Origin of the sequence: Bacillus cereus group sp. BfR-BA-01492 (assembly GCF_022662815.1) — a bacterium.
In the GTDB taxonomy this organism is placed as follows: Bacteria; Bacillota; Bacilli; order Bacillales; family Bacillaceae_G; genus Bacillus_A; species Bacillus_A cereus_BD.
Genome location: NZ_JAKUEH010000014.1, coordinates 12,565 through 35,425, shown reverse-complemented (window position 1 = coordinate 35,425; position 22,861 = coordinate 12,565). Strand labels below are relative to the sequence as shown.

Genomic DNA, 22,861 nt, shown 5'->3' with positions numbered 1-22,861 from the left:
AGATAAACCCTTTCTATTCATCTGTAACAAATGAATCACGAACTCGTTTCCAAAATGGGAACGGACGGAAACGAACAAATCGTACTTTCTCATTTGCTACGCGATATTGGATTGATTTCACATCTTGGTGAACCATTGTTAAATGATCGATTGTAATTTGTAAATTCATTCCTGCAGTCGGCTTTAAGACACATGTATGATGCTTCGGTAAAACAAGCGGAGAACCCACTGTACGAAAGACGCGATTATTAATCGATGCCATTTCCGCAATTTGAATCGCTTCAATCGACGGATGAATAATTGCCCCGCCCAGTGCTTTATTGTAAGCTGTGCTTCCTGAAGGAGTAGAGATACAAAGCCCGTCTCCTCTAAATGTTTCGAAATATTCTCCGCGTATTTCTACTTCCGTAACTAATGTACCTTCTGCCCTTTTTACAGTCGCCTCATTTAAAGCTAAATACTGCGATTCTTTCCCTCCATTCACATAGCGAATAATCACTTCTAAAAGCGGATATTCCACTACTTGAAATGGTGTTTTTGCAATCGCAATTACTAATTTCTCTACCTCTGTCGGTAGCCAATCCGCATAGAATCCTAAATGCCCAGTATGTACACCGACGAACGCTGTCTCACCTAAACGATGACAATAGCGATGAAATGCATATAAAAGCGTTCCATCTCCCCCAACAGAAATTACAATATCGGGTTCCTTTTCATCCATTGTAAATCCAAAATCAAGCAAATACTCTTTCATCGTACTCGCAAGTGCATTTGATGATTGATCTCCCTTTGACATAATTGTAAATTTCATTGCCCAACACCCTTTAATTTATGATTCAGATTCTTTCGCTTCTTGTTTCCTTGAAAAAATCTTTTGTGCTTCTTGAATTTCAAAGCGAATCGAAGACATTTCCTCATCTAACAAAAACGCAGCTTCTGCTGCACGCTGCAAACGTACCTTTATATCTTCTGGGAAACGCCCGCTATATTTGTAATTTAAAGAATGCTCAATGGTTGCCCAAAAATTCATGGCTAACGTACGAATTTGAATTTCAACCAACACTTTCTTCTCTCCACAAATAGTTTGAACAGGATAACTAATGACAACATGATAAGAGCGATAACCGCTTTCTTTCTTCTGCGTGACGTAATCTCGCTCTTCCACAATTTCAAAGTCATTGCGTTTGCGGAGATATTCCACAACTGGTTTGATTTCATCAACAAATTGACACATCATGCGAAGTCCCGCAATATCTTGCATCTCTTCTCCCAGTCGATTTAACGGAATCCCTCTCTTTGCTGCTTTATCAATAATACTTGCTACCGATTTTACCCTTCCTGTTACAAATTCAATCGGGGAGTGCTCCGTTAGCATAGTAAACTGGGTTCGCATTCCTTTTAACTTTACTTTTAGCTCCGCCACCGCTTGATGGTAAGGGGCTAAAAATTCTTCCCAATTACGATTCATTTCAACCACCACCAAAGTCAATCCATTTCCTTATAGAAATACTTTCTCTACTGCTGACACAAGTTCTTCACCATAATTTGCATTACCTTCAATATTACTAATTAAATAATCCAATTCTTCCTTTAATTGTTCTAATTCAATCTCCATATCATTTACATGAACGAACATTTTCTTATCTTGCTGCATTGCTTCATGCATCGCTTCCCAGCATGTATGCGGAATGCTTACATATACGAAAGATGATTCATTTTCTAAAATATATAAAAATGATAAGTGATCTGAGTCTACAAGTACATGGTTACGTGCTGTTAACTCCTTTACCTCTATTTCTGTATTTTCTGCACAAAAAATAAGAGCATTCTCTCTTTCTTTTACGCTCTTAACTTGAATTTTATTTTGCATGCTTTAACTCCTCCATATCAACATCCTGTCTTACTCAACACTATTATTGTATCATAACATGGACGCAAACAAATAAAACATTGAACCAATTTTATGAAAAAGCGATAATGTCTAAAGGATGACTTTTATAAAGGAGCTTATGAAATGACACAAGAAATTGAAATTGAATTTAAAAACATGGTAACAAAAGAAGAATTTCAAGTATTATGTGATGCCTTTTCTATTCACACATTTACAAAACAAGTCAATCATTATTTTGAAACTCATGACTTTGCTTTAAAACAAGCGGGCTCCGCTCTTCGTATTCGTTATAAAAATGGCACTTATACATTTACTTTAAAACAACCAGCTAAAACAGGATTGCTTGAAACTCATCAATCTTTAACAGAAGAAGAAGCAAAAACAATGCTCGAAACAAACCGCCTCATTCCAGGATCGGTATTAAAACAACTGCAAGACTTACAAATCCCTGTTTCTTCTTTAACTTATATGGGAAGTTTAACAACAGAAAGAGCAGAAACCTCTTTTAAAGGTGGGATACTTGTATTTGATCATAGTTTCTATTACAATCACGATGATTATGAACTTGAATACGAAGTACAAGACGAGCCAACTGGAAAGATTGATTTTCTTCACTTATTAAATCAATACAACATCCCTGTTCGGCATACAAAAAATAAAGTACAACGCTTTTTTCTTGCAAAACAAAGCGATGCACGCTAAATTGAAATTTCCAGCAGCGAATATGCTATGCTGCTGGAAATCCCATTAACTAGATTCTAAAAGAGTGATTCGTAATTACTGGCATTCAAATTTATACATCTATTCAAGAAACATACAATAAGCAAGCGATTGGATGAAAGCTGTTTAGTTGCTCTTCGTAACAATCCATTGCTACAATAAATATACACTTGATGGAAAAAGGAGCTTATAAAGGATGAGCAAGCAACCGATGACACCATTCGAAGCGATTGGTAGTGAGCAAGGCATTGCAACATTAGTCGATACATTTTATTCCTATGTTAGCAAACACCCTGACTTGTCTCCCATCTTCCCAGACGATTTAACAGAAACGGCAAGAAAACAGAAACAATTTTTAACACAATATTTAGGTGGTCCAAACTTATACACAGAAGAACATGGGCATCCGATGTTACGAGCGCGTCATCTCCCTTTTGAGATTACACCAAAGCGAGCGAGGGCCTGGTTATCATGTATGAAGCAAGCAATGGACGATACGGGCATACAAGGACCGATTCGAGAGTTTGTTTTTGAACGTTTAACCTTAACTGCACAACATATGATCAACACTCTAGATGAAACAGGTGAAGCGTAATGGATAAACAGGAAGCAAAGCATATGCGTATGCCTTCTTCTTCCACTTGTGAACATAAATCTGTAGAAGCTTATTTGTTTGTTGATCCACTTTGCAAAGATTGCTGGGAAATCGAGTCAATTGTCATGAAACTATTTCTTGAATATGGAGAGTACTTTTCGATACGACATATATTAACTGGAAAAGTGGACGGAACAACTCCGTCCTCACACAAATGGAATAAACCTGCTAATATTCGATTTGTGTGGGAAAAAACAACGAGCTTGCATGGGTTTTCGTGTGATGGAAAAGTTCATATGCAGGAGGCCACATCTACGCCATATTTAACCTCGCTTGCCATTAAGGCAGCGGAGTTGCAAGGTCGAAAAGCAGGTTCGAGGTTTTTGCGAAAACTCCAGGAATACATTTTTCTTGAAAATGTATTAAAACCCGATGCAAACGTATTGCTAACATGCGCGAAGCAAAGCGGGATTGATGCAGAAGAATTTCAAAAAGACTTACATTCTATTAGTGCAAAAAAAGCGTTTCAATGCGATTTAAAATTCACAAATGAAATGCATATTACCGAGATTCCTTCTCTCGTATTCTTTCATGCGAATTCAGATGAAGAAGGCATTAAAATTGCAGGTATTTATTCTTATGATGTATATGTTCAGCTCTTAAAAGAACTTGTAAAATGTGAAATGGAACCAGCCCCATTACCACCGCTAGAACGATTTCTAGAAATGGTGCAATTCATATCTTCTAAAGAACTTGCCTTTATTTATGAATGCTCGCAGCAAGAAATAGAACGGGAGCTAAAGAAATTATCTCTCAAAAGAAAAGTACGAATGATTGAAATGAAATGTGTGCGTTATTGGAAATGGATTGAAAAAGAAAAAGACCTGGTGTAAACACCAGGTCTTTTTCTTTACGGCTTATAAAAATATTAAAGGGGATGGGAGAAATTTTCACGTTCAAACAAAGGGGTATATGTTTGTATGTGAATTCGTTCACGTCTATTATATTACAAGATTCGACGTCAGATGACAAGCTTTTTTGTCGAAATTCACACTTTTGTCACATTCTAAACGTTTTCATTACTGAATAAGCTATAGAAAAAGCAATTTAGGAGGTGTTTTTATGAAAAAAATCCATATTTCCCTACTTTTTTTCGGAATGATCATTTCCTTTTTCTTATATATTCTTTCTTTATTAGAGGCTTTCCCTAAAATCATTGCCCTCCCCCTTTTATTCGGAGTCATTCTCATGAGCCTTTCTTATTTCAATTATAGGAAGCGATTTAAAGGTCTCTAATGCAAAAAAGGCGAGAGTTCTCACTCTCGCCTTAGCTCATTCGCTATTATTTCTCTTCAAATAATAAAGCTTCTAATTCATTCAATTTCTCTTCAAACACTTGTAATGCTTCTTTAACAGGCTCTGGTGATGTCATATCTACCCCTGCCTTTTTCAATACTTCGATTGGATAATCGGAGCTTCCAGCTTTTAAGAATTCATTAATATAGCGCTCTACTGCTGGCTTTCCTTCTTCTAAAATCTGTTTCGATAAAGCAGTCGCTGCACTAAATCCTGTTGCATATTGGTATACGTAGTAATTGTAATAGAAATGCGGGATACGGGACCATTCTAAACCAATTTCTTTATCAATTACTACGTCATCTCCAAAGTATGTTTTATTTAAGTCATAGTAAATTTCCGTTAACATATCTGGTGTTACTGCATGACCTTCTTGTACTTTTTGATGGATGATATGTTCAAATTCTGCAAACATCGTTTGACGGAATACTGTTCCGCGGAATCCTTCTAAATAATGATTTAATAAATATAAACGCTCTTTTTTATCTTCTGTTGTTTTTAACAGATAATCATTCAGAAGCGCTTCATTACATGTAGAAGCAACTTCAGCCACAAAGATAGAATAATCTCCATACACGTGCGGTTGTGTTTTTCTTGTATAGTAACTATGCACAGAATGACCAAATTCATGCGCTAATGTAAATAAGTTATTTACATTATCATGCCAGTTCATTAAAATGTATGGGTTTGTTCCATATGCTCCAGATGAATAAGCTCCGCTACGCTTCCCTTTATTTTCGTATACATCCACCCAGCGATTTTCATATGCTTCTTTTAAAATGTCCACATATTCGTCACCAAGAACGTGTAACGATTTTAATAAAATCTCTTGTGCTTCTTCATATTTCACATTCATTTTCACTTCTGGTACAAGAGGAGCGTATAAGTCGTACATATGTAATTCATCAAGTTGTAATGCACGTTTGCGAATATCAATGTAACGGTGCAATAAATGTAAATGATCGTGTACGGTTTCGACAAGTTGATCATATACCGTTTCCGGAATATGATTGTTACTTAATGCTGCTTGACGCGCAGAATCATATTTGCGCACGCGTGCATTGAAGTTATTGCGTTTTACCGCACCGCTTAACGTACTTGCAAATGTATTTTTAAATTTTCCATACGTTTCATACACAGCATGAAAGGCATCATGGCGCACACGACGATCATCACTCTCTAAAAATTGAATATAGCGACCATGCGTAACTTCTACTTCCTCTCCATTCTCATCTTTAATCGAAGGGAATTTTAAATCCGCATTATTCAACATACCAAATGTATTACTTGAAGAACTCATGACTTCAGCCGCTTCTGCCAGCAATGATTCTTCAGCCTCAGATAATACGTGAGGACGCTGACGTGTAATCTCTTCTAATGCATGTTCATAAACACGTAATTCTTTATTTTCCTGTAAGAACGACTGTAACTGCTCTTCTGAAATCTTTAAAATTTCAGGCACGATGTATGCTGTGCTACTGGAAACTTGTGAGTATAAGTTCATCGCACGATCGTTGAGTGCTTGATAAGTAGAATTTGTTGTATCTTGATCGTAACGCATATGTGCATATGTATATAATTTTCCTAATCGCATAGAAATTTCATCTTCATATTGTAATGCTGCTAATAAGGAATCGGCAGAATCACCAAGCTTACCTTTAAACTCATTTAACTTCGGTAATAACTCTTTTATAGCTTGAAATTCTTTTTCCCACTCTTCATCCGTTTGAAAGATATCTTCTAAACGCCACGTATTTTTTTCTTCCATTTCACTGCGATTTGGCAATACTTTTACTGTATTTTGTTCCGACATGAATAGACCCTCCTTTTAAACTCTTTACTTAATTTCGATAATTCTTATGTAATTCCTTCTGGATCCCCTTTTATTATATCCTTTTTTCCATTTCACATGTTATACTTTGCTTCAAATAACGATATGGCATGAGCTAGACAGATCGCATCATATTTTTTTATCTCCTTCTCTGTTTTTAATAGCGTTATTCCTTTTACTTTTCGATACTTATACCTACCTACTTTTTCAATCATCCCAGTGCTACATAAAAAATCCATATACTCTATAATGGCTAATTTCCATATATGTTGCGGAAAATACGGTAAGATTCGCCTTTTCCAGTTACGCTTGTTACTTACATAAGAAAATACAGCATGTAGGGAAAAATAGTCTCCACGCTTAAAATTCTCCATAAAGTCTAGATAAAGAAACGCTTGCCATATAAAGGGCGATGTTTGAAATGAAAAAGCAGATGGGAGCGGAACTCCAATTTCAGAGGGAAAAATAGATGGAGAAATTTTCAGTTGATAGAACATGCGAAGCAATGCCTTTTGATGATCATTCCAAATGGGTAGAGCGTGCATACGAAAGAGGTTTTTTTTATTTTTCCATACTCTTTCTAACGCGCCTTTTCGAAAAGGAATTTGCTGAAAAATATTTTCAAATGTACTTGTTCGTATAGAAAAAGGAATGATATGTGCAAAATGAATATTCGTAGAGAATGGGGTCAAAAATATACACTTCTGGAATATTTTTTTATCGGGGCAAAAAAATAAAAGATATGGTTGAGGATAAGATTGAATACAAAAAGCATGAAATGAAGATACAGAAGTCCAATACGGAGCATTTCTTTTCAATTGGTTACCGCCTAATATCCAAATGATTTGTATGCCTGCTTTTTGGTATGCATATGTTCGCTTTTGTAATTGATTTGTCGAGATGGACGTGCACTGATATTCAAGCGCAAGACTTTTCCCGTTCCTCTCTATTAAAATATCTGGTCTTTGACGAATTTCCGGGATATACTTCTCAATTTCAGCGCGGATTTTTTGCGATATAATCCATCTATATAACTGCTCTTTCCCGCGCATATGATAATTTGATTCAGGTTCTGCTGAGCCTATGCACTGCTCGATATTTTTATGAGCGAAGTGCCAAACTTTTTGATTTCCTAATTTTAGTTGTACTTCTTTTCCGCAAGCTGGACAAAAAAAGCGTTCCCTTTCTCGCAATATAAGCAATGTTTTCTTATCTTGATGATAGAGAAGGTGGATTGTTTCACCGTTTTCTCGCTTCGCCACAAACAATAGCGTCACATCCTTTCTACATTTCGTACATTCTGCAACATGCGTCCTAATTCCTGTCTATCTGAAAGAAAAAAGATGTTCTTTTCAGAACACCTGTTTATAATAATGGCGATAGTAAGCGATATGTTGATTCAACAATCCGTTTATGCAGGCGTCGTTTATGAAAGTGGTCGCCATGAATTTCGCTTGACACTTGTAAGTCCTCTTCAAAATCTTGTACAAGTTTTCGAATACTCCCTGTATCATATAAAAAGGCATTTACTTCAAAATTCAAATGAAAACTTCTCATATCCATATTCGCTGTCCCAATGGAAGCTAAGTCAGAATCAACAATTACAACTTTACTATGCAGAAATCCTTTTTCATATTCATATATTTTCACACCTGCATCTAATAACTCCGGGAAATATGATCTCGATGCGTAAAAGACTGTGCGCTTATCCGGTTTGCTTGGCATTAATAAACGCACATCAATACCTGCAAGCGCAGCAACTTTCAGCGCCGATAAAATATCATCATCAGGAATAAAGTACGGTGTAGCAATCCAAATCGATTTTCTCGCAGAGGCAATCATCGCAAAATACAGATGTTTAATCGTTTCCCATTTATTATCTGGGCCGCCTGCTACAAGCTGTACGCCCCCCCAATGATCTCCTTCTACCGATTGTGCTTGTAAATATTCAGGAGCTAGTACAGCTTCTCCCGTCATATAAAACCAATCTTGCAAGAAAATTAATTGCAAACTTTGAACAGCTTCGCCTCGTAAATATAAATGCGTATCTCGCCAAAATCCAAAATATTTATTTTCTCCTAAATATTCATCGCCAATATTGAGTCCCCCTACAAACCCTTCATTTCCATCAATCACCACGATTTTTCGGTGATTTCGATAATTAATTTTATCATTTAAAATGGGAAAACGAACCGGGAAGAACGGGATCATCTCCACTCCCGCCTTATTCAATTCCTCAATATAGGCATTTGAAAGTTTAAAACTCCCTACCGCATCATATAAAAAGCGAACAACAACTCCATCTTTCACCTTTTGGATTAAAATGTCTTTAATCTTTCTCCCAAGTTTGTCATCGCGCACAATATAGTATTCCATATGAATATGATGCTTCGCCTTTTGTAAACCTTGCAAAATAGCTTGAAACGTTTCTTCACCATTCGTTAATACCTTTGTTTCCGTCTGAAAAGAAATATTCAGCGCCCCGAGGCGATCAGCTAAACGAAATAATAACTCCTGATGTTTATGATTTTGTAAAATACGCTCTCTATAATCTTCATGTCCCTTGTATTGTAAGAAAGCTTGTTCATCCAAAAGTGCCTTCTTTTGGAACATACGCTTTCTTCGAAAATTTTGTCCAAATAATAAATAAGCAAAAAAGCCAACGACAGGGAAAATGCCTAATACAATGAGCCATGTTAATGTTTTAGAAGGATGTCTATTTTCTAAGAAAATCACACAACCAATTAAAAATGCTGAAATAGTAAATAAAATACTTGTAATACCTAAAAATGAAATATTTCTTATGCCTATTACATCTGAATAAAAAGCTACATCAATAACCATACGTAACGAAACAAACGCTATAAATAACCCTACAAAAAAGAAAAGTAGTTTTAATATATTTTTCATTTCTACCCCCCTTACTTACAAAAGTTTTCTGCTAGAGAAAGTATACTGTCCCTATTATACCCATCATATAAAAAGCCGATTTCATCTAATTGAAATCGGCCTACGTTTTAGAAGGAAAATGCTTACGAATTGTCTCAAGTGCATGTTCGTTCATAATCTCTTTCCCATACTCACTCACGCGGTGAATCGTTAAAGTAGATTCTTCTCCGTACTCTAAAATAATGCTTAAAATACGGTCAATTTCTTCTTCATCGTGTAGCACTTCATCGAATTCAACATATACATAATAACGATTTTCAAATGAATATAATTGGTCTTTTATATCTTCAAAAATGAGGCGATGACTTAATGAAATGACATCTTCGAAATCATCAAACTTAATTAAAAAGCCAAGTGTTCCATCTTCATTAAAATTCGTAACCGTTCCTTCTCCCTCTAATTCTTGTTGAAATAACGATTCAATGCTCTCATCTAGAGGAATATCGATAATTTTATCGAGACCTATCGGCAACTCTAATTTTTGTCCATCTTTTGAAAGCTGCGCCTTCGTTACGAGCACTTCAATTCCTTTGTCTAACGCTTGTACTTGAATCCACAATGGTCCATCGATAAAGAAGTCATCGTAATCACGCGCTTCATCCATCATTTCCCAAAATAATTGTTCACTTCGCTCGCGATTATACCAAATTTCTTCGCGATTAAATCCTCTATCCTCTATATCAACGTACGTAATGAAAAATTTCATCGTATGATCATTAATTCTTTCAATATCCAAAATACAACTCTCCCTTCCTATTTGGAATTGTTATGAAGGGATTCCCCACTCATATGACAAATCAATAGATTCTTGTACTTTCATTTTATGATAAGATTCTCCAGAATGGAAATAAAATTATTTTATTTTGCAAAAACAGTTATCCGCCTAGCTCTATAAAAACCTTCATGACCTTTATAAAAAAATTGGACATACATTTACGAATTACACCGTACAATGTACTACAGTTCATTTCTTAGTGAGATTTCGAAACACGGAAATCAAACTTATGAAACTTTTGTATTCCATACATAACCACTCATTAAAACAGAATAATGGAGGCAAAACAATGGGGTTAGATTTTTTAACATCTATACTTATGATTGTCGGTATCGATGTTGTATTAGGTGGCGATAACGCGATTGTCATCGCACTAGCTAGCCGGAACTTACCTGAATCTAAACGTAACAAAGCCATCTTTATAGGTACTAGCTTAGCCATTGTACTACGAATTTTGCTCACAATACTCGCTGTCTATTTACTTGATATTCCCTTCTTACAATTGATTGGGGGCATCTTGCTGACACTAATCGCTGTCAATTTACTTACTGATAATAGCAATGATCTTTCTTCTATTCAAGCAAAAACAACTCTCTTTCAAGCTGTTCGAACAATTGTATTTGCTGATCTCGTTATGGGATTTGATAATGTCCTTGCCATCGCTGGAGCGGCCCATGGAAATATTCTTCTCGTCATAATCGGTCTATTCATTTCTATTCCAATCATTATTTGGGGCAGCAAACTTATTTTATTATTGATGGAACGCTTTCCTCTTCTTATTTATTGCGGCGGAGCGGTTCTTGCTTACACAGCCGGAAAAATGATTACACACGAGGCACGACTCGCAACATTCTTTCATCAAAATCCTACTTTTACAGCTGGCATTCCGTTCCTTTTCGTTTTGACAGTTCTTGCCATCGGAATCATTGTTCAACACGTAAAACTGCGTAACACGAATGAATAACACATACTTAGTATATTTTCTTATGCAAAAACCTTCTACTCATTATAATAAGTAGAAGGTTTTCATATACATAACTTTATTATTAATTTACAAGACGTTGTGCTTCGCGTAATTGAAATGTTCTTACTGTACGTGGTAAGAAACGACGAATTTCGTCTTCATTATAACCTACTTGCAGGCGTTTTTCATCGATCATAATGGGACGACGTAAAATACCTGGATAATCACGAATCATCTTATATAAATCTTGAAGTGGTAAAGATTCTAAGTTAACATTTAATTCTTGGAAAACTTTCGAGCGAGTTGAAATAATCTCATCCGTCCCGCTTTCTGTCATACGTAAAATTTCTTTAATTTCCTCAATCGTTAATGGATCTGAGAAAATATTACGTTCTGTATAGGGAATATGATTTTCTTCTAGCCATAATTTTGCCTTTCTACAAGACGTACAGCTTGGAGAACTATATAATGTTACCATACAAGACTCACTCTCCTTAAAGAGTACAATTTCTGTACTAATTACAGTTTAAATTTCTACCTTCAGCAATTCTTTACTATAACTTGTCTTACAAGAAAATAAAAAATGGCTTTCAGTGTAAGCAACAGCTTAAGAAGTATTTTTTAAATACATAATAATTACTTTTAATAAGTAACTTCTATAATCATTATACAATAGAATCAGTAAGAAATATACAGTAAATTTCCTTTCTAACAAGAAAATCCAAATCCTTCTTCACTTCCATATAAAACATTGTGACAATACATTTTGCTAACGAATTCAATCCTCTGTTACATATAGGAATCACGCACTGTTAAAGCTTTTTTCACATATACTTTCCAGTTTCACCATAAGTAAATGTAAATAAAAAACAGGATTTCTTACATTTTCTTAGTAAAACAACATAAAAATGTAATACTCACAAAAAGAACGTTTGTTCTTTTTTATTTTATCAAATCTATTATGCACTGTCTAGCTCATTCGTGATTTTTTTTCTGATATTTCTTTCTTTTATATCTTTTTTTTCATACAATAAATGATAAAGAGCGAAAGGGGGAATTTTTACATGATTGCTTTTTTTATAGATTTTGCAATTGTTGCGGCCCTCGTCATCGGAATTACAGCATTCATTGGTGTTATTACAAATGGAATAGGCGAAAAGCTTTTCGGTAGGAAAGAAAAATTGAAATTTGTGAATCGAAGCTCTGACATACAGTCTGGTTGGAAACAAGTAGGTGGAAACGATACTTATAAAAAACGTGTGTATTAAAAAACAGGAGCCATATGACTCCTGTTTCTTCCTTTTTAACGAAACGGTTTCATTATTCAACAGATGTCCACTTAAGGCTAAAATCTCCTCCATATTTATGGAAGTATAGATCCTTAACGTTTTCTCTTTGTAAATACGCTCTTCCGCGCTGGTACACTGGTACAATCGTTGCATCTTCTAACAGCATCTTCTCTGCTGTAAGTAAGCTTTTCCAGCGAGCATTTATATCGTTTCCATCTTTCTTTGCCTTCATAATTATTTCATCATATTTTGGGTTCGAGTACCCCATTTTATTTTGCGCGCCACCTGTTACAAACATATCAAGGTATGAAATTGGATCTGGAAAATCAGCACTCCAACCAGTGAATGACATGACATAGTCGCCAGCATCTTCTAACTTTAATTTTTGTGCAAATGGTTGTTGCTTTATTTTCAACGTTAAACCTGGTAAGTTCTTTTCTAATTCCCCTTTTAAATACTCACCTGTTTTTTTCGACAATTCCACATCTTCATTTAATAATTCTAATTCAATTTCATTTTTACTAAGCTCTTTCTTACCAGCTTCCCAATATTTTTGAGCTTCTTTTATATTCGGTTTCACAATGTCTCCATTTTCCATTCGGAAATCTTTTTTATTCGGCCCAAACATAAAGTTTCCTGGAATTAATCCTGTTGCTGCTGTGGATCCATTGTTTAAGATTGTCTCCACAAATGGTTTTCTATCAAAAGCAAGGGAAATGGCCTTACGAATATTTTTATTCGCTAATGCTGGATCTTTTTGATTTAAACGAAGGAAGAATACTGTTGTTTCTTCAAACGTTTTAAAGTCTGGTTTTCCTTTATATTTATCGATAAATTCTGCTAATAATATAGCACGATCTACCGCTTTTGTTTCATATAAATTAATCGGTGTAGCTGTGTCTTTTACAATATTAAAATTCACTTCTTCTAATTTTACTTCTTTATGCTCCCAATAAGATGGATTCTTTTTCATTTGGAAGCTTCTCTCATGTTTCCACTCACTCAGTACAAATGGACCGTTGTAAAGCGTTGTGTTCGCTTCTAGTCCAAATTTATCCCCTTGCTCTGTTACATACTTTTCATTTACAGGATAAAATAAAGGATATATTAATAAGTCCACAAAATATGGTACAGCATGCTCTAATTCTACTTCCAATGTATACTCATTGATGGCTTTTACCCCTAATTGATCCGGTGCCATTTCTTTTTTATTAATCTTTTCAGCATTTTTTATATCGTACATTATGTATGCAGATTTTGCAGCTATATCAGGATTAATTGCTCGCTTCCATGCATATTCGAAATCTTTCGCTGTTACAGGATCTCCATTAGACCATTTTGCATCTTTACGCAACGTAAATGTATATTTCTTACCGTCATCTGATTTTTTAAATTCTGTCGCGATTCCTGGAACTAATTTATCTCCTTTTCCGAGGCGATACAATCCTTCCATTGTATTATTCATTACTTCGGCAGAAAGCGAATCGGCTGATAAAGCTGGGTCCATCGTTGGAATTTCTTGTGTTTCAATTAAATTTAAGACTTGCTTTGCACCGCTTTTACCGCTAGTCCCTTTTGCCTTCGGTTCATCTTTTTGATAACTACATGCCCCTAATACCATGCTTACTGCCATCGTAGATGCTACGAAAATCGGTAGTTTTTTCCTCATACTTCCATCCTCCTACAAATGTTAGCCCTTTCATTTTCGAACAAAAAGAAATATATATATATTCCAACAATTCGTATTATACACATAAATATAACTTTTGGGTATACTTTTTTCTATTTTATTAAAATTTTCTGTTATTATAAACTTCTTTGTAAACGTTTTATATTACTGTTTTTTCTATTTATAATACAGGAAAACTTCTTTCGCTTTCGTAACTTAAAATTATCAGAATATAACCACTTCTTATAAACATAGATATACTTGTATAATCATACTAGTCGAAAAAATCGCGTTTAAAAACTTTATAAATTACGCAACAAAATGCATGCAAGTGTTAATAAAGTATGATAAGATACACTTTGCTAAAAAACAATGTTTGTAAAGAGGGGGACGTAATGACAGCTCTTCATGCAAAAGATATAAAAGAGGAGAAGTTAAATTTATTTTTCTTAACTTGGCCTATTTTTTTAGAAGTTTTTCTGTTTATGTTAATGGGGATCGCCGATACGTTTATGTTAAGTGCATTATCTGATGATGCTGTATCAGGTGTTGGTGCAGCCAATCAATATCTCCACATTGCAATATTAGTACTGGAAGTAATCGGAAACGGTGCTGCGATTGTTGTATCTCAATACCTCGGATCGAAACGATATATGGAAGCATCTAAAATATCAGCACTAGCAGTCACGTTAAACTTAGCAGTCGGGCTTGTAATAAGCGCCGGTTTTCTTTTGTTTGCAAAACATATGATGGCAGCGATGAATTTACAAGGTGATGTATTAATTTACGCTCAAAATTATTTATCCCTTGTTGGCGGAGCAATTTTTCTTCAAGCAATTATTAATTCACTTGCTGCTATTATTCGTGTACATGGATTTACAAAACAAGCCATGTTTATTTCATTCGGAATGAATATTCTTCATATTGCTGGAAACTATATGCTGATTTTCGGAAAGTTCGGCATGCCTGAACTTGGCGTACAAGGAGCGGCGATATCTTCTGCATTCAGCCGACTGATCGCATTGATTGTCTTCTTCTGGTTGCTTTATCGCGTGATGGAATACCGCGTCAAATTGACCTATTACTTTACTCTATCGAAAGAATATGTAGGAAAAATCTTAAAAATCGGGATTCCTTCTGCCTTTGAACAAGTCATGTACCAAGCTTGTCAAATTGTCTTCCTATACTACGCAACGTATTTAGGGGCTGATTCATTAGCCGCTAGACAATACGCAACCAATATTTCCATGTTCACATACTTATTTGCTATCGCGATTGGAATGGGAACAGCGATTATCGTTGGACGTTTAGTTGGTGGAAGTAAGCAGGATGAAGCTTATGTACGCGTATGGAAAAGTGTGAAATGGGCTATATTTGTCACTTTATGTATGGTCATTCTCGTAATTACATTCCGCATACAATTAATGCAATTATTTACACATAATCCTGATGTAATCGCGTTAGGGGCGACCGTTCTTTTACTCAGCATTCTATTAGAAACGGGACGCACGATGAACATCGTTATTATCAATTCACTGCGCGCAGCAGGTGACGCCAAATACCCTGTTCTTATCGGGGCTTTTTCTATGGTGTTAATGAGTTTACCACTCGGATACTTCTTTGTATTTTATTTACACATGGGACTTCCTGGAATTTGGCTAGCAATCGCAATTGATGAATGGACACGTGCGATTATTATGTTCTTCCGCTGGAGAAGTCGACTGTGGGAAAATTATGCACTTGTTAAACCTGAAGGACAAGAAGAAACAGTGCCTATGCAAGCATAAAAAAAGCGGCAATGAGAGCCGCTTTTTTTATTGATAAATTTCTTTATATTTCTTATACTCCGCTTCAGAACATAAAACAAAATGTCCCAGGCGAATTTCTCGCATTGTTGGTACTTCATTTCCGTATTGATGCTGAGATGGATCGTATATAATACGTTTACGATTTCGCTCATAATCTGGATCTGGAAGCGGAATCGCTGAAAGTAAAGATTTTGTATACGGATGAATTGGATTTTCATATAATTCATCGCTGCTTGCCAATTCTACAATTTGACCACGATACATAACCCCAATGCGATCACTAATATATTTTACCATCGATAGATCATGAGCAATAAATAAGTATGTTAATCCTTTTTCTCTTTGCAGTTTTTTCATTAAGTTGACAACTTGCGCCTGAATGGATACGTCAAGTGCTGAAATTGGTTCATCAGCAATAATAAATTCAGGCTTTACCGCTAAAGCACGGGCGATTCCGATACGCTGACGTTGTCCACCTGAGAATTCATGTGGAAAACGGTTGGCATGCTCTTTATTTAAACCAACTGTTTTTAATAGCTCATGCACGCGATCCATACGTTCTTTTTTATTTTTTGCTAATCCGTGAATATCAATGCCTTCTGCAATAATATCTCCTACTGTCATACGAGGGTTCAACGATGCATACGGATCTTGGAAAATCATTTGCATTTTACGGTTGAATTTTTTTAGTTCTGCTCGAGATTTTTTACCATGTACATTTTCGCCATCAAATAACACTTCTCCAGCCGTTGCCTCATATAAACGAATAATCGTTCTTCCTGTTGTCGATTTTCCACAACCAGATTCACCTACAAGACCAAATGTCTCTCCGCGGTAAATATCAAATGAAATATTATTAACCGCCTTAACAACACCACCACTTACGTTGAAGTGTTGACTTACATTTTTTACTTCAATTAATTTTTCACGTTGTTTAGTCATGTTGTTCACCTGCTTTCATTTGAAGAATACGTTTTTCAACAACTGCCGGTGGTTTTACTTCTGGCGCTTGTTCATGAAGTAACCACGTTGCCGCATAATGTGTATCACTCACTTTAAATAAAGGTGGTTCCATTTCAAAATCAATTTTTAAAGCCTGTGGATTTCGCGGTGCGAACGCATCACCTTTTGGCGGCTTTAATAAATCTGGTGGCGTTCCCGGAATTGCATATAGTTCTTCTTCAGAACCATCTAAACTTGGCATAGAAGCGATAAGTCCCCACGTATATGGATGTTTCGGGTTATAGAAAATTTCATCAACTGTTCCGATTTCAACAACTTTCCCCGCATACATAACCGCGACACGATCAGCGACATTTGCCACTACACCTAAATCATGTGTAATAAAAATAATGGCTGCTTCTGTCTTTTGCTGAATATCTTTCATTAATTCCAAAATTTGTGCTTGGATCGTAACGTCAAGTGCCGTTGTCGGCTCATCGGCAATTAATAATTTCGGATTACAAGCGAGTGCCATCGCAATCACAACACGCTGTCTCATACCGCCTGAGAACTGGTGTGGATATTGTTTTAAACGAGCATCTGGATTTGGAATCCCAACAAGGTCAAGAAGTTCTAATGCCACTTTACGAGCATCCGCTTTGCTCATTCCTTGATGCTTAATAAGACCTTCCATAATTTGATTCCCAATTGTCATCGTCGGATTAAGCGACGTCATTGGATCTTGGAAAATCATCGCAATCTCTTTTCCACGCACAGCCTGCATTTCTTTTTCTGTTAGTTTTGTTAAGTCACGACCTTCAAATAAAATTTCACCGTTTTTAATACGTCCTGGCGGATTTGGGATTAATCCCATTAACGCCTTTGAAGTCACTGATTTTCCGGAACCAGACTCCCCTACAATCGCTAATGTTTCTCCTTTTTTCAAATCAAAAGTAACGCCGCGTACAGCTTGTACTTCACCTGCATGCGTATCAAAGGAGACTTGTAAATCTTTTACCTCTAGCAATTTTTTCATTCTTTACCTCTCCCCTCTTTTACTTACGCATTTTTGGATCTAACGCGTCGCGTAATCCATCCGCCATTAAGTTAAATGCTAAAATTAACATACTGATGACAACCGCAGGGATGAACATCATATGTGGATACGTTTGAATGGATTTATAACCATCATTTACAAGTGAGCCAAGTGATGCAAATGGCGGCTGAATACCAAGGCCAATGAAACTTAAGAACGCTTCACCAAATACCGCAGTTGGAATTGTGAACATTGTCATAACGATAATTGGCCCCATTACGTTCGGAATTAAATGTTTGATAATTAATTGTGTGTTTGTGGCACCTAGTGTACGTGATGCTAATACATATTCTTGGTTTTTTAATTTTAATACTTGTCCACGAACGATACGTGACATCCCAATCCAACCTGTAATCGCCATCGCAAGTGTAATGGACCAAATACCAGATCCCATAATGATTACCATTAAAATAACGATAATTAAATACGGAATTCCGTTAATAATTTCCATAACACGCTGCATAATATTATCTACTCGTCCACCATAGAACGCTGAAACCCCTCCGTATGCAACCCCGATAATTAAGTCAATCGCAGCTGCTAAAAGCGCGATATATAATGATACACGTGTCCCTTCCCATGTTCTCGTCCATAAATCGCGACCAAGATCGTCTGTACCGAACCAGAAAGACTCTTTAATATCACGTTTTTTATATTGATCCACACCATATTGGTCTGTTCCATCAAATGGTAACCAATGAATATTTTCAATCACTGGAATTTTTGGCGGCAATTTCGCGCGACCTAAGTCTTGATCTTTATAAGAATACTTACTTACCATCGGTCCAAAAATTGCAAGTAATGTAATGATAACTAATAATACAAGACCGAACATTGCACCTTTATGCTGAAATAAACGTCTTCTTACATCTTGCCAAAACGTTAAGCTTGGACGGGCAATGACTTCATTATCAACATTACTTTGATTTGCTGGTTGAAATAAATCTGGAGATAATTTTTGTACATCTTTCATCATTTTTTCCCTCCCGCTAAACGAATACGAGGATCAATAATTCCGTATAAAATATCTACGATGAAAATAACGAAAATAAAGACGGCACTATAGAAAATTGTTGTCCCCATAATAACTGTATAATCATTTAATGTAATCGATTTAACGAATTGTTCCCCAAGTCCAGGAACAGCATAAATTTGCTCAATAACAAGTGTTCCTGTAATCAAACCTGCAACCATCGGTCCTAAAATTGTAACAACTGGAATCAGTGAATTACGAAGAGCATGTTTCACAATAATGACGCCTTGACTAATCCCTTTTGCCTTCGCCGTTAAAATATAATCAGCTTGCATCACTTCAATTAATTCAGCGCGCGCAAAACGTGCGATTGTTGCAATAACTGCCATCGATAAAGCGATTGTCGGCATAACGGTAAACTCAGGTCCTTTCCAAAATGCAACTGGGAACCAGCCGAGTTTTACCCCTACGAAATATTGTAATAGTGCCGCAAATACAAAGGATGGTACCGACATTCCGAGTACGGAAATAATCGTCGCCCCGTAATCGACCCATGTATTATTTCGAAGAGCTGCAATAATCCCTAAAATTAGCCCGATAAATGATCCTAAAAGAATCGCCTGAAAACCAAGTTGCGCGGATGGTCCAATACGTTCTACAATCATATCCGTTACCGGACGATTATCATATTGGAACGATACTCCTAAATCGCCTTTCGCTAAGTTTCCTAAATAGCGTGCGTACTGCACTGGTACCGGATCGTTTAAGCCATATTTCTCCAAGATAATTTCTTTTTGTTGCGGAGATAATTTCTCCTGATTTTTGAGTGGAGAACCCGGCAATAATTTCATTAAGAAGAATGTTAATGATGTAATTAAAAATAATGTCAAAAACATATACACGAAACGCTTTAATACATAACGTCCCATAGTCAAGCACCTCCCCATTTTTTCAAAAGCAATAAGATAGTTTTAAATATTCTTACTTTTATATTTTTAAAATAAGAGCATATGCCCCTCATGGACATATCCCCTTTATAAACGATGGAATAAAGTGAAGCTTTAATCAGCGGGGGGTTCTTCCTCCCCACTGATTATGAGCCCTCACCAATCGGACTGCCCTAAAATAGCGGGTTAAAAACTACTATTTTTCAACGGATGCCCATTTATATGTTAGTTTACCACCATAAGAAATTGGAATAATATCTTTCACACCATCTTTTATAACATAGGCAGACCCTTTTTGGAATATTGGTGCGATAACAGCATCTTCTTTTATTAACATTTTTTCAACCTCTAGAAGATTATTCCAACGAGCTTGTAAATCTTTTGTGTCTGTTTTTGCTTTTTGAATGAATTCGTCATATTTTGGATTTGAGTATCCTGTTTTGTTTTGCGTACCATTTGTCACAAACATATCTAAATATGAAATTGGATCTGGATAATCAGGACTCCAAACAGCAAGTGAAATATCATATTCCCCTGAGTCTTCCAATTTCATTTTTTGCGCAAACGGTTGTTGTTTTATATGAATGGTTACACCTGGTAAATTCTTCTCAATTTCACCTTTTAAGAACTCACCAACTTTTTTGGAATCGTCATCATCAAAGTTTAAAACTGATAATTCAATTTTATCAGTTCCAAGCTCTTTTTTCGCGACTTCCCAAAGTTTTTTTGCTTCTTTTGTATCCGTTTTAACTAACTTACCATTTTCAGTGCGAAAATCTTTTTTATTTGGACCTTCAGCAAAATCTTTTGCAACAAATCCATAAGCACCAACCGCTCCATTATTTAAAATAACTTTCGCGATATTTTCACGGTCAAAAGACATGGAGATTGCTTTTCGTAAATTTTTATTATGTAAGAACTGATTTTTCTGATTAAATCTTAAATAGGCAACCCCATTTTCTTCTCTCGTTTTAAACTCTGAACTTTGTCTAAACTTATCTACAAATTCCGAGCTTAATCCTGTACGGTCAATCGCATTTGTTTCATATAAGTTCACATTCGTTGCTATATCTTTTACAATATTAAAGTTAATCTCTTCGATTTTAACAGTTTTGTTATCCCAATATGATGGATTTTTCTTAAATTGGAAACTACGTTCATGCTTCCATTCACTCATCACAAATGGTCCATTATACAAAGTTGTATTGGCTTCTAAACCAAATTTATCTCCTTGTGACTTCACAAAGTTTTCGTTCAGCGGATAAAATACAGGATACACTGTTAAATCAACAAAATAAGGAATTGGGTTGTCTAATTCCACTTCTAATGTATAGTCATCAATTGCTTTGACCCCTAATTGATCAGGTGACAATTCTCTTTTATGAATTTTCTCTGCATTTTTAATATCAAACATAATATAAGAATATGTTGCTTTTGTATCTGGATTTACCGCTCGTTTCCATGCATATACAAAATCTTTCGCTGTGACAGGATCACCATTTGACCATTTCGCATCTTTTCTCAACTTGAATAGGTACTTCTTACCGTCATCCAACTTTTCGAATGATTCTGCAACACCAGGCATCCTTTTTTGTTTTTCACCAATACGATATAATCCTTCCATCGTATTGTTTAACACTGTTGATGATGCTGAATCTGATGCTAATGATGCATCCATCGATGGAATTTCAGATGATTCTGTCAAATTTAGAACTGGCTTCCCATTACTACTACTAGATGCCGCTTCTTTTCCTTTTGCTTTCCCATCATCTTTTTGGTAGCTACAAGCCCCAAGTAACATGCTTGCAGTCAACGTTGACGCAAGTAATAATGGTATCTTTCTCTTCATAGCTGCACTGCCTCCCCTAATTGCACGTCCTGCACCCAATTTGTTGAAAATTGAAAGAATAATCTCCAAGTTTCTACAATTTTCATTATACATATAATATAACGATTGTGAATATAATTTTTTGTTTTTTTGTTAAAATTTTAAATAAAATGTTTATTTTTTTATTTTTTTGTAAAGGGATAACTTAACATTGATTCCATCATATTGAAATATAACTTATAATTGCGTATAATTTTCAAATAATTAATTATATTACTCATTATAACTTTCATAGTATAATAATTCCAGTAATTTTTACGGAGGGGAACATTTTGAAACAACTTTTTTTCCATACTTGTATACTAATTTTCATAGCAATCACTGTTTCTAGTATCGGTGCTTTGCTCTCTTCATCTCATTTTTTGTTAAATTTTGTTAATTTATCTTTTTATATTGCACTAGTTTTTATGATTGTTGGCGGCTTTTTATTCTTATTTCAAAATGGCTTTTTCAATGTAACGATGTACGCCTTCCAAAAAGTATTTGGAACGAACAAAAAAGTTGAATCTCTTATTGAAGAACCGGAAGCACCTGAAGATAAAAAAGAGCGTATCTATAAAACATATTCATTCAAATGGACCTATCCAATTTGTCTTGCAGGTATTCTACTAGCAGCCCTTTCAACAATCATTAGTGTCACAATTTTGATGTAGTTTGCAAACCATCTTTCGTAATGATATAATGATTTGCAAACATTTTGTTATCATAATAACAATCGTTCATCCTTATTCCGAACGATCGTTATCAAAGAATAAATCTAATACGATGCAATGATAAAGAAGAGTACATATTGCAGTAATTTCAGAGAGCTTGTGGTCGGTGCAAACAAGTAATTACACAATATGGAATGGGCTTTTGAGCACCAAACCGAACCGAAAGAAGTAGGCTTTGGCGTAATCCAAACGTTAAATGGATCAAAGAGATTTCACAACTGTGAAATAATTAGGGTGGTACCGCGGTCCATTCGTCCCTATTGTCATATGGGATGAATGGACTTTTTTTATTTAAAAAGCGGAGGCGGCTCGTTCAGAATGTGAGGGGGATGGAGCTCCTGACGTAGAGGCGCTCTTTGCCTCGCAGGAAGGCGCGAAGCCACCGAACATTCTTGCATTCCATCACACTACTTAGCTCCTCTTCCGCCCAGACAACCAACTCATAGTCGTCTACT

Annotated in this window: 21 protein-coding genes and 1 other annotated feature; of the genes, 7 read left to right on the top strand and 14 right to left on the bottom strand. The window is 35.8% G+C overall.

Annotated elements, in window-relative coordinates:
- Positions 1–13: 13 nt before the first annotated feature.
- From MR063_RS16395 to MR063_RS16385, 3 genes are read right to left on the bottom strand one after another with little or no spacing between them, the layout of a single operon-like run.
- Positions 14–811 carry an NAD kinase gene (locus MR063_RS16395; protein ID WP_242142307.1) on the bottom strand — a complete coding sequence of 266 codons (798 nt, stop codon included), beginning with the start codon at positions 809–811 and terminating at the stop codon, positions 14–16.
- Positions 812–829: 18 nt separating this feature from the next.
- Positions 830–1,468, bottom strand: coding sequence for a GTP diphosphokinase (gene yjbM / locus MR063_RS16390; protein ID WP_242142305.1), 639 nt, complete (start codon positions 1,466–1,468; stop codon positions 830–832).
- A 30-nt stretch (positions 1,469–1,498) separates the two neighbouring features.
- The gene (locus MR063_RS16385; RefSeq protein ID WP_242199645.1) at positions 1,499–1,870 is read right to left on the bottom strand and encodes a UPF0738 family protein; all 372 of its coding nucleotides are present in this window, start codon (positions 1,868–1,870) and stop codon (positions 1,499–1,501) included.
- 144 nt (positions 1,871–2,014) lie between these two features.
- On the opposite strand from MR063_RS16385, the gene MR063_RS16380 reads away from it, so the two are divergent.
- The 3 genes from MR063_RS16380 (at position 2,015) to MR063_RS16370 (ending at position 4,099) form a co-directional block, all read left to right on the top strand.
- Positions 2,015–2,593 (top strand): CYTH domain-containing protein, encoded by a 579-nt coding sequence (locus MR063_RS16380; RefSeq protein WP_242199643.1) that lies wholly within the window; start codon positions 2,015–2,017, stop codon positions 2,591–2,593.
- A gap of 214 nt (positions 2,594–2,807) precedes the next feature.
- Positions 2,808–3,206 carry a globin domain-containing protein gene (locus MR063_RS16375; protein ID WP_242199640.1) on the top strand — a complete coding sequence of 133 codons (399 nt, stop codon included), beginning with the start codon at positions 2,808–2,810 and terminating at the stop codon, positions 3,204–3,206.
- Positions 3,206–4,099: a ClpXP adapter SpxH family protein gene (locus tag MR063_RS16370; protein ID WP_242199638.1), complete on the top strand. Its 894-nt coding sequence runs from the start codon at positions 3,206–3,208 to the stop codon at positions 4,097–4,099. Before MR063_RS16375 ends, MR063_RS16370 begins: the two co-directional genes overlap by 1 nt.
- Before the next feature lie 449 nt (positions 4,100–4,548).
- On the opposite strand, the gene pepF is transcribed toward MR063_RS16370, so the two are convergent.
- The 4 genes from pepF to mecA form a co-directional block, all read right to left on the bottom strand.
- The gene (gene pepF, locus MR063_RS16365) at positions 4,549–6,375 is read right to left on the bottom strand and encodes an oligoendopeptidase F (protein ID WP_242199635.1); all 1,827 of its coding nucleotides are present in this window, start codon (positions 6,373–6,375) and stop codon (positions 4,549–4,551) included.
- Positions 6,376–6,467: 92 nt separating this feature from the next.
- The gene (locus MR063_RS16360) at positions 6,468–7,670 is read right to left on the bottom strand and encodes a competence protein CoiA (protein ID WP_242199627.1); all 1,203 of its coding nucleotides are present in this window, start codon (positions 7,668–7,670) and stop codon (positions 6,468–6,470) included.
- 88 nt (positions 7,671–7,758) lie between these two features.
- The gene (gene cls, locus MR063_RS16355; RefSeq protein ID WP_242199624.1) at positions 7,759–9,303 is read right to left on the bottom strand and encodes a cardiolipin synthase; all 1,545 of its coding nucleotides are present in this window, start codon (positions 9,301–9,303) and stop codon (positions 7,759–7,761) included.
- A gap of 100 nt (positions 9,304–9,403) precedes the next feature.
- The gene (mecA, locus tag MR063_RS16350) at positions 9,404–10,078 is read right to left on the bottom strand and encodes an adaptor protein MecA (RefSeq protein WP_242199621.1); all 675 of its coding nucleotides are present in this window, start codon (positions 10,076–10,078) and stop codon (positions 9,404–9,406) included.
- Between the two features lie 328 nt (positions 10,079–10,406).
- Between mecA and MR063_RS16345 the strand changes: the two genes are divergently transcribed.
- Positions 10,407–11,081, top strand: coding sequence for a TerC family protein (locus MR063_RS16345; protein ID WP_242199618.1), 675 nt, complete (start codon positions 10,407–10,409; stop codon positions 11,079–11,081).
- Between the two features lie 82 nt (positions 11,082–11,163).
- Here MR063_RS16345 and spx read toward each other — a convergent pair whose 3' ends face one another.
- Positions 11,164–11,559: a transcriptional regulator Spx gene (spx, locus tag MR063_RS16340; RefSeq protein ID WP_000258267.1), complete on the bottom strand. Its 396-nt coding sequence runs from the start codon at positions 11,557–11,559 to the stop codon at positions 11,164–11,166.
- 586 nt (positions 11,560–12,145) lie between these two features.
- On the opposite strand from spx, the gene MR063_RS16335 reads away from it, so the two are divergent.
- Positions 12,146–12,349 carry a hypothetical protein gene (locus tag MR063_RS16335; RefSeq protein WP_242199615.1) on the top strand — a complete coding sequence of 68 codons (204 nt, stop codon included), beginning with the start codon at positions 12,146–12,148 and terminating at the stop codon, positions 12,347–12,349.
- A 52-nt stretch (positions 12,350–12,401) separates the two neighbouring features.
- Here the strand turns inward: MR063_RS16335 and MR063_RS16330 are convergent, their stop codons facing one another.
- A complete protein-coding gene (locus MR063_RS16330; RefSeq protein ID WP_242199611.1) occupies positions 12,402–14,039 on the bottom strand; it encodes a peptide ABC transporter substrate-binding protein in 1,638 nt (545 codons plus the stop codon).
- A 344-nt stretch (positions 14,040–14,383) separates the two neighbouring features.
- Between MR063_RS16330 and MR063_RS16325 the strand changes: the two genes are divergently transcribed.
- Positions 14,384–15,826: an MATE family efflux transporter gene (locus MR063_RS16325; RefSeq protein ID WP_242199608.1), complete on the top strand. Its 1,443-nt coding sequence runs from the start codon at positions 14,384–14,386 to the stop codon at positions 15,824–15,826.
- Between the two features lie 27 nt (positions 15,827–15,853).
- Here MR063_RS16325 and MR063_RS16320 read toward each other — a convergent pair whose 3' ends face one another.
- The 5 genes from MR063_RS16320 to MR063_RS16300 all read right to left on the bottom strand — a co-directional run bounded on the left by MR063_RS16320 (position 15,854) and on the right by MR063_RS16300 (position 21,654).
- Positions 15,854–16,789: an ABC transporter ATP-binding protein gene (locus MR063_RS16320; RefSeq protein WP_242199605.1), complete on the bottom strand. Its 936-nt coding sequence runs from the start codon at positions 16,787–16,789 to the stop codon at positions 15,854–15,856.
- Positions 16,782–17,825 carry an ABC transporter ATP-binding protein gene (locus tag MR063_RS16315; RefSeq protein ID WP_242142278.1) on the bottom strand — a complete coding sequence of 348 codons (1,044 nt, stop codon included), beginning with the start codon at positions 17,823–17,825 and terminating at the stop codon, positions 16,782–16,784. Before MR063_RS16315 ends, MR063_RS16320 begins: the two co-directional genes overlap by 8 nt.
- A gap of 19 nt (positions 17,826–17,844) precedes the next feature.
- Positions 17,845–18,861 carry an oligopeptide ABC transporter permease gene (gene opp3C / locus MR063_RS16310; RefSeq protein WP_242199601.1) on the bottom strand — a complete coding sequence of 339 codons (1,017 nt, stop codon included), beginning with the start codon at positions 18,859–18,861 and terminating at the stop codon, positions 17,845–17,847.
- A complete protein-coding gene (gene opp3b, locus MR063_RS16305) occupies positions 18,858–19,787 on the bottom strand; it encodes an oligopeptide ABC transporter permease (protein ID WP_242142274.1) in 930 nt (309 codons plus the stop codon). The genes opp3C and opp3b overlap by 4 nt, the downstream gene beginning before the upstream one ends.
- Before the next feature lie 214 nt (positions 19,788–20,001).
- Positions 20,002–21,654, bottom strand: coding sequence for a peptide ABC transporter substrate-binding protein (locus tag MR063_RS16300; RefSeq protein ID WP_242199589.1), 1,653 nt, complete (start codon positions 21,652–21,654; stop codon positions 20,002–20,004).
- 311 nt (positions 21,655–21,965) lie between these two features.
- Here MR063_RS16300 and MR063_RS16295 point away from each other — a divergent pair, with 311 nt between their 5' ends.
- Positions 21,966–22,346, top strand: coding sequence for a DUF3899 domain-containing protein (locus tag MR063_RS16295; protein WP_242199585.1), 381 nt, complete (start codon positions 21,966–21,968; stop codon positions 22,344–22,346).
- A 108-nt stretch (positions 22,347–22,454) separates the two neighbouring features.
- Positions 22,455–22,668, top strand: a binding site (T-box leader).
- The last annotated feature ends 193 nt before the right edge of the window (positions 22,669–22,861 follow it).

Bases quoted from the DNA above. Each gene is read 5' to 3' on its own strand.
- MR063_RS16375 (WP_242199640.1), top strand. From the start codon at position 2,808: ATGAGCAAGCAACCGATGACACCATTCGAAGCGATTGGTAGTGAGCAA.
- spx (WP_000258267.1), bottom strand. From the start codon at position 11,559: ATGGTAACATTATATAGTTCTCCAAGCTGTACGTCTTGTAGAAAGGCA.
- MR063_RS16395 (WP_242142307.1), bottom strand. From the start codon at position 811: ATGAAATTTACAATTATGTCAAAGGGAGATCAATCATCAAATGCACTT.
- opp3C (WP_242199601.1), bottom strand. From the start codon at position 18,861: ATGATGAAAGATGTACAAAAATTATCTCCAGATTTATTTCAACCAGCA.
- MR063_RS16345 (WP_242199618.1), top strand. From the start codon at position 10,407: ATGGGGTTAGATTTTTTAACATCTATACTTATGATTGTCGGTATCGAT.
- yjbM (WP_242142305.1), bottom strand. From the start codon at position 1,468: ATGAATCGTAATTGGGAAGAATTTTTAGCCCCTTACCATCAAGCGGTG.
- opp3b (WP_242142274.1), bottom strand. From the start codon at position 19,787: ATGGGACGTTATGTATTAAAGCGTTTCGTGTATATGTTTTTGACATTA.
- MR063_RS16325 (WP_242199608.1), top strand. From the start codon at position 14,384: ATGATAAGATACACTTTGCTAAAAAACAATGTTTGTAAAGAGGGGGAC.
- pepF (WP_242199635.1), bottom strand. From the start codon at position 6,375: ATGTCGGAACAAAATACAGTAAAAGTATTGCCAAATCGCAGTGAAATG.
- MR063_RS16330 (WP_242199611.1), bottom strand. From the start codon at position 14,039: ATGAGGAAAAAACTACCGATTTTCGTAGCATCTACGATGGCAGTAAGC.
- cls (WP_242199624.1), bottom strand. From the start codon at position 9,303: ATGAAAAATATATTAAAACTACTTTTCTTTTTTGTAGGGTTATTTATA.
- MR063_RS16385 (WP_242199645.1), bottom strand. From the start codon at position 1,870: ATGCAAAATAAAATTCAAGTTAAGAGCGTAAAAGAAAGAGAGAATGCT.
- MR063_RS16320 (WP_242199605.1), bottom strand. From the start codon at position 16,789: ATGACTAAACAACGTGAAAAATTAATTGAAGTAAAAAATGTAAGTCAA.
- MR063_RS16300 (WP_242199589.1), bottom strand. From the start codon at position 21,654: ATGAAGAGAAAGATACCATTATTACTTGCGTCAACGTTGACTGCAAGC.
- MR063_RS16315 (WP_242142278.1), bottom strand. From the start codon at position 17,825: ATGAAAAAATTGCTAGAGGTAAAAGATTTACAAGTCTCCTTTGATACG.
- MR063_RS16380 (WP_242199643.1), top strand. From the start codon at position 2,015: ATGACACAAGAAATTGAAATTGAATTTAAAAACATGGTAACAAAAGAA.
- MR063_RS16335 (WP_242199615.1), top strand. From the start codon at position 12,146: ATGATTGCTTTTTTTATAGATTTTGCAATTGTTGCGGCCCTCGTCATC.
- MR063_RS16370 (WP_242199638.1), top strand. From the start codon at position 3,206: ATGGATAAACAGGAAGCAAAGCATATGCGTATGCCTTCTTCTTCCACT.